The organism is Lysinibacillus sp. GJ-1, from assembly GCF_021166035.1.
In the GTDB taxonomy this organism is placed as follows: domain Bacteria; phylum Bacillota; class Bacilli; order Bacillales_A; family Planococcaceae; genus Lysinibacillus; species Lysinibacillus sphaericus.
Genome location: NZ_CP088912.1, coordinates 702,442 through 715,253, shown reverse-complemented (window position 1 = coordinate 715,253; position 12,812 = coordinate 702,442). Strand labels below are relative to the sequence as shown.

The following is a 12,812-nucleotide window of genomic DNA, read 5'->3' as shown; positions in this document are numbered from 1 at the left end:
TTTTATTTTCCCCATCTTAATGCAACTGCACCCCATGTTAAGCCACCGCCAAAACCGACAAGTACTAATAGATCATCATCTTTTATCTTACCTGCTTCAAGCTCTTCTACTAAAGAAATACCTATAGAAGCAGCCGATGTATTGCCATATTTGTGAATCGTTTTTGACATTTTTTCCGCTGGTAATGCTAAACGTTCACGTGCCGATTCCATAATTCGAATATTCGCTTGATGCGGAATTAAAAAATCAACTTCTTCTTTTGTTAAACCTGCTTTATCTAATACATTTACTGCTGATTCACCCATTTGGCGTACAGCAAACTTAAATACTTCGCGACCGTTCATCGCAATTGTATCCTGTTGCGTTAAATATAGATGTTTGCCGCCTGTACCGTCTGCCCCAAGCTCAAATGATAAAATCCCTCTACCTTCTGATACTGGGACAACAATGGCAGCACTAGCACCATCACCAAATAAAACAGCCGTATTACGATCTTCCCAATTAATGACTTTTGACAGCTTTTCAACACCTACTACTAAGACATATTTATAAGCATTTGATTCTACAAATTGTTTTGCTGTCACTAAGCTATATATAAATCCTGCACAAGCCGCTGCTTGGTCCATTGCTGCTGCATTTACCGCACCAATTTGCTCTTGAACCATACATGCTACACTAGGAAATGTTTGATCTTGCGTTACAGTTGCTACAAGTATTAATCCTATTTCTTCAGGCGTAATACCTGCTTTGGCTATAGCATCTTTCGCAGCAGCTACTGCTAAATCTGAAGTTTCTTGATTATCTGCAGCAAAATGACGTTCTTCAATTCCAGTACGAGTTCGAATCCATTCATCCGACGTATCCATAATTTTTTCTAAGTCAAAATTCGTCACGACCTTTTCAGGAACGTATCTGCCTAAACCTATAATACCTGCGTTCATATAGCAACCCCTCTGCTTTCTTACTATCAATTATTAGTAACTGGTCATAATTATAACTCATAATTAAGGAATGGTGCAAGATGATTTAAAATTAGTATAGCAAATGCTTGTACTTCACATAGCTTTCGATAGTTCAATTCACGTTTTCGTTGGTGACACTTCTGTTCTGTACAGCAGGGACTTTGTGAATCGCTGGTAAAACTGTGCAAATCGCTACGAACACTTTACGTTGCGCGACTCTACTACTTTGTTGTGACAAAATTGCCATAAATCACAAAACACAATACATCACTTTTTGATAAAAGGTTCTTTTTTTTTCGACTTATGTTATGATATGATAATGTATATGTAATAAAATAGTTCGGTTGAGGTGAAATTAATGCAATATATCGTAACGTTCATATGGTCATTCTTACTAGTTTCCATGTTAAACTACGTAGTAAGTGCTGTAATCGGAGTACCATTTGATTTCCAAACTGGTGCGATTCTTTCAGTTGTATTCTCTGTACTAATTTTTGTTATTGGCGCAATCATTCCAAACGAGCCAACTCCAGAAGCTGCAGACCATCATTAATCAAATTATAAAAAACCTGTCTCGCCCAGTGCGAGACAGGTTTTTTTCTATTTATTATTTTTCCACTACACACTGACCATCACGCATTTTAATATGCAAAGTTTCTCCAGGCAGTACTTCACCACGTAATAACTCCTTGGCAACCGCTGTTTCAATATAACGTTGCACAAATCGTTTTAACGGACGAGCCCCAAACTGTGGATCTGCACCTTGCTCGACAACCCAATCTATGACGTCTTGTGCGACATCTAACGTAATTTCCTGTTCAGCTACACGTTTTACAAGCTGCTCAACATATTTCCAAGCAATCGCTGTAAAATGTTCTTCTGATAACGCATGGAACAGAATAATATCATCCATTCGGTTTAATAACTCTGGTTTAAAGTGTTGACGTAGTGCTGCCATCACTAAATCTTCTACTGCCGGATCATCTTTTTGTGCCTCCATTAAATAGCTAGAACCAATATTAGATGTTAAAATAACAACGGTATTTGTAAAGTTAACCATTCGTCCTTGACTATCTGTAATGCGACCATCATCTAAAATTTGCAATAATATGTTCGCTACATCTGGATGCGCCTTTTCAATTTCATCGAGTAAAACGACAGAATATGGATTACGGCGAACAGCTTCTGTTAATTGACCGCCTTCTTCATAGCCAATATAGCCTGGAGGTGCACCTACGAGACGTGATACACTATGTTTCTCCATATATTCACTCATATCAATACGAATAAAATGCTCCTCTGAATCAAATAGCTGTGCAGCAAGTGCTTTAGCTAGCTCTGTTTTACCAACACCCGTTGGCCCTAGGAATAAGAAGCTACCAATTGGACGATGTGGGTCTTTAATGCCTGCTCTTGCACGCCAAACCGCTTCTGTAACAAGTTGAACAGCATTATCTTGCCCTACCACCCGTTCATGTAACGTATCTTTTAAACGCAATAATTTCTCACGTTCCCCTTCAACTAACTTTGTAACAGGGATACCTGTCCAACGAGATACAATAGAAGCAATCTCTTCCGAAGTCACTTCTTCACGTAAAATACGTGTCTCACTACCGTTTTCTAATTGCTTTTCCATTTCTTGAATTTCTTTTTCAAGTGCAGGAATTTTCCCATGTCGTAATTCCGCTGCTTTATTTAAATCATATTTACTTTCCGCTTCGTCTAAATCACGGCGGTACTTATCTAGTGACTCACGTTTTTTCTGGATACCTTGCAGTGTTTCTTTCTCTGCTTCCCATTGTTGACGCATGCCTTCGGATGAACTTTTAAGCTTTGTTAACTCTTCTTGTAATTGTTCAAGGCGTTTTTTACTCGCCTCGTCCTTTTCCTTACGCAATGCTTGTTCTTCAATTTCTAACTGCATAATACGACGAGTCACCGCATCTAGCTCTTGTGGCATCGAATCAATTTCTGTTCGAATCATCGCACATGCCTCATCGATTAAATCAATCGCTTTATCTGGTAAAAAACGTTCCGTAATATAGCGATTTGAAAGCTCAGCAGCAGCTACAATTGCTCGGTCATGAATGCGCACTGCATGATGTAGTTCAAAACGTTCTTTTAAACCACGTAAAATCGAAACGGTATCTTCAATAGATGGTTCACGTACAAGCACTTGTTGGAAGCGACGTTCTAAAGCAGGATCTTTTTCAATATACATACGATATTCGTCTAATGTAGTCGCTCCTATACAATGAAGTTCACCACGTGCAAGCATTGGCTTTAACATATTACCTGCATCCATTGCACCATCCGTTTTACCCGCACCAACAATTGTATGAATTTCATCGATAAATAAAATAATGCGCCCTTCAGATTCTTTCACTTCTTTTAGCACACCTTTTAATCGTTCTTCAAATTGCCCACGATAACTTGCACCAGCTATTAATGCACTCATATCCAGCTCATATAGCACGCACTCTTTTAAACCTTCTGGCACATCACCTTTAACAATACGTTGTGCCAAGCCTTCTACGATGGCTGTTTTACCAACCCCAGGTTCACCAATTAACACAGGGTTATTTTTTGTTTTACGTGTTAAAATTCGAATGACATTACGAATTTCTTCATCACGCCCAATGACGGGATCCATTTTGCCGTTTTTTACTTCTTCGACTAAGTTACGACCAAATTGCTCTAATGGTTTTTTATCATCTGTTTGTTGAAATTGCATAATAGCACTCCTCTTCCCTTTTCATATTTTTATCCTAATTTTGCTTTATGAAAGTTTGACCTTTTTTGACTAACTTTATTTTACAACAATCGACAAAGCCAAGCAAAAAAAAAGCTCAAAAATTTTACACTGGCCAATGGGAAATTACGCTATAATAGTGGTATGTTTCGTTGTTTTAGTATATCGAAATGATTATCATCATCCTTTTGTAATACAGGTAATTTTTATTACAAAAAGAAAGAGATGTGTTTGATATATGGTACTAAAGGATAGTACACAAGAGAAAATAAAGGCTCTTTTTCAAAATAATGGCGTTTTCATCAAAGTGAATAAGGATAGTAAAATTTTCTTAGAAGGAGAACGTGCTAAAGAAATATATTATATTAAAACAGGCGCTATTTCGATTAGTCAGGAAACCGAGAGCGGCAAAGAATTAACCGTTCGAATTTGCGGTCCTGATAGTATAATTGGCGAGGGTTCATTATTTTGTAACCTCACGTATTTTTCGATGACGGCAAAAGTTTTAGAATCTTCCACGTTATATGTTTTAAGTCGTAAATCATTAGAGCACCTATTAGTTGAGCAACCGCAATTAATGGTAGAGTATATGAAGTGGTTGCAAACAGAAAATTTAAAATACCAAAGTCGTCTACGCGATTTAGTATTAAACGGTAAAAAAGGTGCTTTATTTTCAACGCTTATTCGCCTTTCGAATACGTACGGTCAGCCATTAGAAGATGGGTCAATTTTTATTGATTTTCCATTAACAAACTCTGAGATTGCGAACTTGTGTGCAACAAGTAGAGAAATGATTAACCGTATGTTGAACGATTTAAAAAAGCATCATATTCTATCCTTCGAAAAAGGCTATATTACGATTATAGATTTGCAATATTTAAAAGATGAAATTGCTTGTGAAAATTGTCCATTGCAAATTTGCCGTATTGATTGATTTAACAATTAGCCTTTTATTGCATCTTGGTTTTTTCTTCATATATTCACAGGGGGCTTGAACTAATTCCCTTCAGAATGCCCGTGTATATCCGACATTCCGCCTGTTAACAAAAAATGAAGGAAGCTAAATATAAAATCCCCGCTTACAGTTATGTGCAAGCAGGGATTTTTTATTCACTAGAAGAAACCACTAACGAACGCCTAACGCCATTTTCGCATAGCGAGACATCTTATCTTTTGACCAAGGTGGATTCCATACAATATTGACATTTGTACTTTTCACTTCTGGTAGTTCACTTAAAGCTGTATTCACTTGATCAACAATCACTGGTCCCATTGGGCATCCCATTGAAGTCAGTGTCATTGTAACGGTCGCTAAACCTTCGTCATCTAACTCTACATCATATACTAAACCTAAGTTGACGATATCAATACCAAGCTCAGGGTCAATTACATTTTCTAATGCACTTAGCATGCTGTCTTTCATATCTTGATCCATTTGTATTTCTCCTTCCAACATAGTGTTAACTTAATCATAGCAGATGCTTCTTATTATGCCAAATGCTGTGCAAGCCATTCCGTTGCTGCTAGCATACCATCACGTGTCACGGCATGACCAGCATGTTTATCTGCAATAAATTTTAAATTGCTCGGATTTTCTTCATAATATGCACGTAATGAACAATAAAAATCATACGTATCCTGAAATGGTACGGTTTTATCTTGCTCACCATGCCAAAAGAACACAGGTCGTCCAGCAAACTGTTCCGGTGTTAAACTAATATCATACGTTGCGAGAAGTGCGTTTGTTTTTTGTACTTCTTGTTCTGACATCGGCCACTTTACACCACTTTTAGCCAATTGCTGTAATTGATAGGCTCCTAGTTTAATAAAAGTTGGACTACCCATACATATTGCCGCAGTTTGTATCCAATCATAAAGCTTTAAACAGCCAGATGTAACGATGGCTCCCATTGAAGTACCGGCTACACCAATTTTATCGCTAGCTACAAGTTGCTTATTCTTTAATTCTTTATATAATTGTTTTACTTCATGAATAGAATTTAAGACAATGTCCCAAAAATGTAAATTCATTTGAGTCTCTGTTAATCCTTCACTACGTGCACCATGGAATTTTGCATCTGGTAGTAGGACACGCACCCCTTTATTTACCAACTGATAAGCATAATGTAAATTATGTTCTTTTGCACTCATAAAGCCATGTAAGAAAATAACTACTGGGGTTTTTTCATTCATATTGTCTGTATATATATGTAACAAAGGAATCTGTCCCCATATTTCAGTCTTTACAAACATTCTTGTCACTCCCAACTTTTGTCTGACATTTTTATGTTAGCAAACTTTTTTCAATGTGACAAAATTTTGACGAACGGATAACAAAGCGATACTATTCAAACATATAGGAAAGGGGCAACAAGCTATGAAACAGCATTTAATCGTTTTAGATTTAGACGGTACGTTATTAACGGACCAACAACAAATTTCTTCAAAAACTAAAAAAACATTATTGCAGGCTAAGGAACAAGGGCATCAAGTTATGATTGCCACAGGTCGTCCATATCGTGCAAGTGACATCTACTATCATGAGCTTGGTTTAACAACACCGATTGTTAATTTTAATGGAGCCTATGTCCACCACCCTAAAAATGCTGCTTGGCAAACCATGCATACACCGATTGATTTAAGCGTTGTAAAAGAAGTGGTTGGTTCGGTCAATCACTATGAGTATGAAAATATAATTGCTGAAGTGAAGGACGACATCTATGTGCACACGGAGGATGATCGGATTTTAAATATTTTTAACATGGGCAATCCCAAAATTACATTGGGTGATATTTCGACAAATCTATTAGTCAATCCAACGAGTCTACTAATTCAAGCAAACGAGGTAAATTCTATGATTATTCGCGACCATTTACAAGCTGTCCATGCTGAAGTGATTGAACATCGTCGTTGGGGTGCTCCACTTCACATTATTGAAATTGTTCGCCGTGGCTTAAATAAAGCAGTGGGTATTTCACATGTAGCGAAAGATTTAGGTATTCCACGTGAACGTATTATCGCTTTTGGCGATGAGGACAATGATCTAGAAATGATTGATTATGCAGGTATTGGAGTCGCTATGGGGAATGGAATCCCTAGCTTAAAAAACATTGCCAACGAAATTACAACAACAAATAATGAAGATGGCATTGCTAAAATACTTATTGAACGCTTAAAATTATCATAGTTAAAGTATCATTTCCAGTTATTCAAACTTTATTCTGTAGAAGCTTTTCATCTCTAATGCTTGTAAAATTTGATTTTTATTTGTACACTTGAATGCTTATACGTCTAGTAAATAAAGTTATAGCTTTTGGCAAGCTTCTAGATTTAGAAAAGCGAATCTAATGCTATTATTGTAAATCATGACGAAATAGAATAATACCAGCATGTCTAGTAAATACAGTTTTTTAGGAGGTCAAGATGATGAAAATTTTTACTGATAGTGGCTGTGATTTACCAAAGTCATACTACGAAGAGAATGATGTCATTCTACTTCCGCTACGTGTACAAGTAAATAACCATGAATATGATGATGTCTTGTCGATTGATTCGAAAGAAGTTTATGATGCTATTCGCCAAGGGGCTCATCCAAAAACATCGCAAGTTTCACCAGAGCTCTTTCTGCAACAGTTCGAAAGCTTAGCAAAAAGCGGAGAGCCAGGTATCTACATCGCCTTTTCATCTGAATTATCAGGTACGTATAGTACAGCTTTAATGATTCGCAACCAAGTACTTGAACAATATCCAACATTACAGCTCGCAATAGTCGATTCGAAATGTGCCTCATTAGGCTATGGCTTAGTCGTTGAAGAAGCTGTGCAACTTCGAAAAGCAGGTACTTCGCTTGATGAAATCGAAACAAAAATACAATTACTCGCTTCACAGATGGAGCACCTGTTTACAGTGGAAGATTTAGATTACCTTGCAAAAGGAGGTCGTGTTTCGAAAGCGAGTGCCTTTCTTGGTGGACTACTTAGCATAAAGCCTATTTTGAACGTAGAGGACGGTAAACTCGTACCGATTGAAAAATCACGTGGTCGTAAAAAAGCCATTGCGCGTATGTTGGATTTAATGCAAGAGCGTGGTGGCAATTTTGCAGATAAAATTGTCGGAATTAGCCATAGTGATGACTTGGCTTTTGCTAACGAAGTAAAAGCATCCATACAAGAAAGATTTGCACCAAAAGCAGTCCAAATGACAATGATTGGCTCTGTTATCGGCTCCCATGTTGGGCCTAGTACAATTGCAATTTTCTTTACGAATAAAAGTTATCAAGCGTAGTGTGAAGCTGGTAGAAGTCTACTTAGACAAATCGCCATTGCAGGCAACTACGCGCACAGCAAAAAAGTGTTAGATTGATTGCAATCAATCTAACACTTTTTCAATTAGTTATTTTCACTGGCAGCGTCTTGTTGTTGACGACGTTTTTTTCCACGTTTAATAATAATAATAACGAAGCCAATAAATACAACATAGACCAATCCAAGCGCAACCATGTAAGGAACATTTAGCCCCTCATCATCCTTCACTTGATAAATTTCTACGATTTCACGGTCTAGTATTACTGGATAAACATTTTTTTCATTAATTCGCACCTTTTCTTCTTGTAAAATACCGTTTAGCATTTTACCCTCACCAATTTGATCTGGTGTTAAATCGACACGTTGTGTTTTTCCTGTATTGTTCACCATAATAATCCATTGCTCTTCATCGGATTTTCTCGTAAACACAAGTAAACCATTGTCATTTGTAATAACTTCGAAATCACCTTTTCGTAATGTCGCTGATTGGTTACGTAATGACTGTACGTTTTTAATATAGTCAATTAACTCTTCATCTGTTTTGAAATTGTATAATTGATGCGTGTCAGGTTTCTCTTCCCCATTCATGGCAATTTCGGTACCATACTGAACAACTGGAATACCAGGCAGCATAAATAACGCACCCATCGCCATTTTCAATCGTGTTGGTGGGAACATATTTTCAGAAGCAGAATCAAATGTAAAGCGATATGTTTGTAATGAATCAATCATAATTTGCGTTGGCTTTTCACCAGCAAGAGGCTCCATTAGCTTTGAAGAGTCCTGATCTACATTTTTGAAAATATTACGGTAAATCTCTGCTGTAGCTGGTGAGAAGGATGCATCAAAATTCGCATCACTTTCTTCATTCGAAATCACATATAACGATTTGTTGGTACTTTTTAACGCCTTAATCATGTCATTAATAAATGCTGTGTCAGCATCCGCAATATTCGTTAAACGTAAGCCACCCACATCATATGTAGAAACAAATTCTGTTGCTGATTCGATTAAAGCAGCTTGAACATCTTTATTCGTTAAATCCCACTGAATGTGCCCATTATTTGTTGAGGCAATCCAGTTTTGCTTTGCTGCATCTTTTGCCCACTCATGATTAGGACTTACATTATTTAAAGGAAAGTCCACCATCATTGACATATTTTTTTCTTTATATGCCTTCACCACACTTTGGAATTCTTCTGCTGTTCCAAAATGCTCTTCGATTGTACTATAGCTCGTTGGCATAGAACCATCGTATACTTCTGTGTCAAAAATTGTCCCAATGGATACGATTGTATAGCCCATTTCGCCAATAAATTTTAGTTTATCTAGTAGACCGGTGAAGTCGCCACCTGCAAATTTCGTTGGGTCTTGCGTATTTGTATCATAATCGTTAGTGCCTGAGCCATTAAAGAAACGGTCAACGAGTAAATCAAAAATGCTTTCTTCAGCAATCGTTCTTTTTTGTACTTCATCCGCGTGTGCAGGTGTTGCGCCTATTAATGAAGTTGCCAGTAAAAGCGATGCAGCTGTCGCGCTTATCCACTTCTTAAATTTCACTTTTATTCCCTCTCTTTCAAACCAATCCAACGTCATTTTACCAAATAAAACAGTAACGTTGCTATCATTTCAAAATATTTTACCGAAATGCAAAATGAATTACGACAAAAAGGTGTCAAATTAAGTTAACCTAAAAACACAGAAATTTCAGAATCGTTCTGGTGTCTGGCACTTCAAGAAAATAAAAGAGCCGTGAAGCAACAACTTCACGGCTTTTATTAAACATTATGCAAGGAAATTGAATCCCATTGGTAGCTTGAATCCTAAGAACATTGTAATGAGTAAAAATACTGCAAATAAAATCCAGAACATTGTTGTTGGCTTGTTTTTCTTTTGACGAACTAATACCATTTCCATCATGCCAATAACGAAAATACCGCCTAAAAATTTAAAGCCATAAAGCATTCCTTGACCGAATTTCATCGCTTCAATAAATAATGCCCCGCCAGTAATAATAATTAAAATGTAGAATAAACGTAATAACATATGTAAGCCTTTGGACTGCTTACCACTAAGTGCTGCAATTAAAAAGATTACGATGCCAACTACCCAAGTTGTAATGTGCAAATGTGTTTGGTTAGTTAAAAAATCCATTTTTGTCCCACCTCATTTTTTTTCTATCAAACTCTATCCTATCACGCAGTGGTAATGGTTTCAAATATTACAAGTTGTGTTCACAAAATTGAATGAATTTACGTCTAAACGTCATTGATTCCAGACTTTCGAACTTGCCTAATAAAAAAATCTATGACAGCTACCAGTGCTTGATTTAAGGGAGCTTTCTGTTAGTTATTTGCTATTCGTCCACCTTAGAAAAGTGATGAGCTGTGCTGAGTCAAATTAAAAAATCCGCGGAGCTTACACTCACGCGGACTAGCTATATTATTCAAAATGATTAACTAACGTACCGATACCTTGAATGGATACTTTCACGGTATCACCCGCTTTTAAATATTGCGGAGGATTCATCCCTTTACCAACGCCTGCTGGTGTACCCGTTAAAATCACATCACCTGGCTCTAGCGTTACATGTTGCGATAAAATCGATACGAGCGATTCGACCGTAAACATCATATCTTTCGTTGTACCATTTTGACGTACTTCATCATTTACTTTTGTAACAACTGTTAACTCTTGCGGATTTGGAATTTCATCCTTTGTTACAAGGTATGGTCCTAATGGGCATGTGCCTTCTAGGCTTTTACCTAAGAAAAATTGTTTATGTTTATCTTGAAGGTCACGTGCTGTAATATCATTCGCAATTGTGTAGCCAAATACATAGTCAAAGGCTAAGTTTTTCGGAATGTTTTTCCCACGTTTACCAATGACTACTGCAAGTTCCCCTTCATAATCCATTTTTGAAGAAAGATCTGCATGGATTGATAGTGTTTGACCATCAGCCGCAATAGCAGTTGGCGATTTTGTAAATACCATTAAATCGATTGGTGCTGCTTCTGCACCCATTTCTTTTGCATGCTCATCATAGTTTTTGCCAATACACATAATATTTTTTGGTGTGCGCGGAATTGGAGATAACCATTCAATCACTGTAAATTCACGCTTGAAGCTATTCGCACGGTCTGATTTTTCCGCTGCTTCTACTAATTTACGAATTTGTTCAACAAAATCGAAGCCTAAAGCAATGCCATCAACAATTGAACTTGAAAAAGAAGGGAGAACTTGTAATTCGTTTTGAATAGCGAGTACATCCCATACCGCTTCTTCTTTTTTTACTTTTGGTCCAAAACTTACATGTCCACCTAATTTAAATGATAAAATTTTCATGATTTTAAGAGCTCCTTCTTTTTTCTACATGATACAACAATATGATATAAATTACCTTACTTTTACGATAACAATTTTTAATGTTGCTAATTCTCTATTAATTAAGCCAGTTACGCACAAAATTTAGCTTGATTCAGTTTTCGTCTTATATGTTAACTTACGCCAAATTGCTTCTAATGGGCCTTGCTTCCATTTTGTAAGCCAAATTTCTGCAAAAATCATTTGCACGACAATAATACCGATAGCAATTAATACACCTGTAGCTACACTTACTTTCCCATACCAACCTAATCCAAATTGATAAAATATAAATGTGCCAATCATGGATTGCAGTATGTACATCGTTAACGACATGCGTCCAATTTTTGCAAAAGGACTAAGTATTTTTGGTATGACTGGAATCAGACAAAGTAAAACAACAAGGCCAATATAGCCAACTGATAAAATCGGCCCACCGATATAGACCTTTATATAATCAAGTAAATACGTACGTGTAAATAGGATGGGTACACTCTTCAAGAATATACCAAGTGCCAACCCAGCTATCGCAAGTGCTAGCCACAGCCATTTCAGCTCTTTTGCACGTTCTACTAAATGCCATTTGGAGGCAGCTGCACCTATTAGCATATACGGTAATATCGTAAATAATGACGCAATCCACATCCCGATTCCCGCTTGAATAGATAAGTCAGATAAACGCTGTAAAAAGGCATCCATCCAACTACCAGTACCATAAGCTGTGATTGCCTTTTCCACACCAGTAATATCCAAGTACGTTTCAATCTCCGTATTAAAGTTAATATAACCTACTACAAGCAACATAAAAACATGCATAAATCCATTGATAAGAATACCCGTTACGAATAGCCAGATGGGATGTAAACGTAAAAGCAACAGCAGAAAAACGCCACAGAAGGCATACATCATTAAAATATCTCCCCACCAAATAAGGAGCGCATGCAGCAAACCGAACATAAATAAAACAGTTAACCTTCGGAGTCCTGTTCCATAAAAGTTTTGTTCACGACTTTGAGCTTTTTGCCATTGTAGCGCTAATCCATAACCAAATAATAAGGAAAATAAAGGATAAAAACTACTTTGCACATAAATATCTAAATTTTGTTGCCAAACAATATCTGACGGTGTTGTAAACCATGACGCTAAATCAATGTGTGGCATTGGCAAATAAAAAGCATACATATTGACGACTAGTATACCTAGCAAGCTAATTCCACGTAAAATATCTAATGTTGCGATTCGTTCCTGCAACATCGTCGGTTTCAAATTCACAAAATAGCCTCCTCTTCTTTCTAAGTCGTTAAACTACAATGCGCATCCTTCTGCGCTTTCAGTAAACTTCGAAGAAGCTTACTTTCCACGCAGAAGTTTGCCTATTGTTTTTAACATTGCTGAAAGGAATACTTCATTTTACAGGCAAAGGATAGTGAC

12 protein-coding genes are annotated in these 12,812 nt (G+C 37.0%); 4 read left to right on the top strand and 8 right to left on the bottom strand.

What is annotated here, in order from left to right:
* Window positions 1-2: 2 nt before the first annotated feature.
* Window positions 3-941 (bottom strand): beta-ketoacyl-ACP synthase III, encoded by a 939-nt coding sequence (locus tag LO754_RS03210; protein ID WP_231785601.1) that lies wholly within the window; start codon window positions 939-941, stop codon window positions 3-5.
* Window positions 942-1,320: 379 nt separating this feature from the next.
* On the opposite strand from LO754_RS03210, the gene LO754_RS03205 reads away from it, so the two are divergent.
* Window positions 1,321-1,515 carry a YjzD family protein gene (locus LO754_RS03205; RefSeq protein WP_024362521.1) on the top strand — a complete coding sequence of 65 codons (195 nt, stop codon included), beginning with the start codon at window positions 1,321-1,323 and terminating at the stop codon, window positions 1,513-1,515.
* Window positions 1,516-1,569: 54 nt separating this feature from the next.
* On the opposite strand, the gene LO754_RS03200 is transcribed toward LO754_RS03205, so the two are convergent.
* Window positions 1,570-3,696 (bottom strand): ATP-dependent Clp protease ATP-binding subunit, encoded by a 2,127-nt coding sequence (locus LO754_RS03200; protein ID WP_229388623.1) that lies wholly within the window; start codon window positions 3,694-3,696, stop codon window positions 1,570-1,572.
* 256 nt (window positions 3,697-3,952) lie between these two features.
* Here LO754_RS03200 and LO754_RS03195 point away from each other — a divergent pair, with 256 nt between their 5' ends.
* The gene (locus LO754_RS03195) at window positions 3,953-4,648 is read left to right on the top strand and encodes a Crp/Fnr family transcriptional regulator (RefSeq protein WP_231785600.1); all 696 of its coding nucleotides are present in this window, start codon (window positions 3,953-3,955) and stop codon (window positions 4,646-4,648) included.
* Between the two features lie 192 nt (window positions 4,649-4,840).
* Here LO754_RS03195 and LO754_RS03190 read toward each other — a convergent pair whose 3' ends face one another.
* Window positions 4,841-5,149 (bottom strand): metal-sulfur cluster assembly factor, encoded by a 309-nt coding sequence (locus tag LO754_RS03190; RefSeq protein ID WP_024362519.1) that lies wholly within the window; start codon window positions 5,147-5,149, stop codon window positions 4,841-4,843.
* Window positions 5,150-5,202: 53 nt separating this feature from the next.
* The gene (locus tag LO754_RS03185; protein WP_024362518.1) at window positions 5,203-5,967 is read right to left on the bottom strand and encodes a serine aminopeptidase domain-containing protein; all 765 of its coding nucleotides are present in this window, start codon (window positions 5,965-5,967) and stop codon (window positions 5,203-5,205) included.
* Window positions 5,968-6,091: 124 nt separating this feature from the next.
* Here LO754_RS03185 and LO754_RS03180 point away from each other — a divergent pair, with 124 nt between their 5' ends.
* A complete protein-coding gene (locus LO754_RS03180) occupies window positions 6,092-6,901 on the top strand; it encodes a Cof-type HAD-IIB family hydrolase (protein ID WP_024362517.1) in 810 nt (269 codons plus the stop codon).
* A gap of 239 nt (window positions 6,902-7,140) precedes the next feature.
* Window positions 7,141-7,998: a DegV family protein gene (locus tag LO754_RS03175; protein ID WP_231786276.1), complete on the top strand. Its 858-nt coding sequence runs from the start codon at window positions 7,141-7,143 to the stop codon at window positions 7,996-7,998.
* A gap of 104 nt (window positions 7,999-8,102) precedes the next feature.
* Here LO754_RS03175 and LO754_RS03170 read toward each other — a convergent pair whose 3' ends face one another.
* The 4 genes from LO754_RS03170 to LO754_RS03155 all read right to left on the bottom strand — a co-directional run bounded on the left by LO754_RS03170 (window position 8,103) and on the right by LO754_RS03155 (window position 12,653).
* On the bottom strand, window positions 8,103-9,578 hold the full coding sequence (locus LO754_RS03170) for an alpha-amylase family glycosyl hydrolase (protein WP_025218668.1): 1,476 nt from the start codon (window positions 9,576-9,578) through the stop codon (window positions 8,103-8,105).
* A gap of 225 nt (window positions 9,579-9,803) precedes the next feature.
* Window positions 9,804-10,172, bottom strand: a complete 369-nt coding sequence (locus tag LO754_RS03165) for a YisL family protein (RefSeq protein WP_024362514.1) — start codon at window positions 10,170-10,172, stop codon at window positions 9,804-9,806.
* Window positions 10,173-10,460: 288 nt separating this feature from the next.
* Window positions 10,461-11,363, bottom strand: coding sequence for a fumarylacetoacetate hydrolase family protein (locus LO754_RS03160; protein ID WP_024362513.1), 903 nt, complete (start codon window positions 11,361-11,363; stop codon window positions 10,461-10,463).
* Window positions 11,364-11,486: 123 nt separating this feature from the next.
* Window positions 11,487-12,653, bottom strand: coding sequence for a DUF418 domain-containing protein (locus LO754_RS03155; RefSeq protein WP_108029436.1), 1,167 nt, complete (start codon window positions 12,651-12,653; stop codon window positions 11,487-11,489).
* Between the last annotated feature and the right edge of the window lie 159 nt (window positions 12,654-12,812).